Below are 616 nucleotides of genomic sequence, written 5' to 3'. Positions count from 1 at the left end.
GGTTTTGATGGGAATAGATATGACTTTGTAAGCAGAATTATTGGCGGCAATGGCTATACCTACGGGATACTCCCTGCTGGCAGTAACGTTTGGACAGAATGGTTGAGAGTGGCTACAAATCCCATAAGTTCCCATACCTGTCTTGGAGACGCGGGCGATAAGTGTAACGTGCGTTATGGCTCATCTCATCGTGAACAAGTTCCTTCAAGTAAATCATGGAGTAAAAAATGAAACAAACCTTAAAATTATTAAGTGCTGTAACTCTATTCAGTATCGCTGGATGTCAGTTTAATAAGCCTCCTTCAGGATACTTGACTGCTTGGGAGAAGCCAGGAGCAGATTTTACTGAAATAGGAAAAGCATTATTAGAATGTGGTATGCCAACGCCTTATGATGTATTTCCAGAAAATAGAAAGCAGAGCATCAATGCAAAAGCAACAACTTATGCTTGCATGATTCAATCAGGATTCCGCTATAAAGATGAAGAAGTAGCAAGAGCGGGAGGGTGGTGTTATACTTTTAGAGCCGAAAACTTGCCCATTTGTCGTCCAGGTGCTGTGATCCCGAGGCCCAGTGTCAAGAAGCGCTTAAACAGCCCTTTTTGTAAAAAATATAA

The 616-nt window shown here is 41.7% G+C and carries 1 protein-coding gene and 1 pseudogene; both read left to right on the top strand.

The window, feature by feature from the left end; translation table 11 throughout:
- Window positions 1-231: pseudogene (locus ACFIL3_RS11010) on the top strand (filamentous hemagglutinin); the annotation flags it as partial.
- Window positions 228-616: hypothetical protein (locus tag ACFIL3_RS11005; protein ID WP_375682299.1), on the top strand; the 389-nt coding region annotated here is incomplete at its 3' end. The pseudogene ACFIL3_RS11010 and the gene ACFIL3_RS11005, both read left to right, overlap by 4 nt.

This window comes from Bartonella sp. CE47NXGY, assembly GCF_042195415.1.
Taxonomy (GTDB): Bacteria; Pseudomonadota; Alphaproteobacteria; order Rhizobiales; family Rhizobiaceae; genus Bartonella.
Note: the sequence above shows the minus strand (reverse complement) of the source record. Positions and strands in the feature narration are given on the sequence as shown.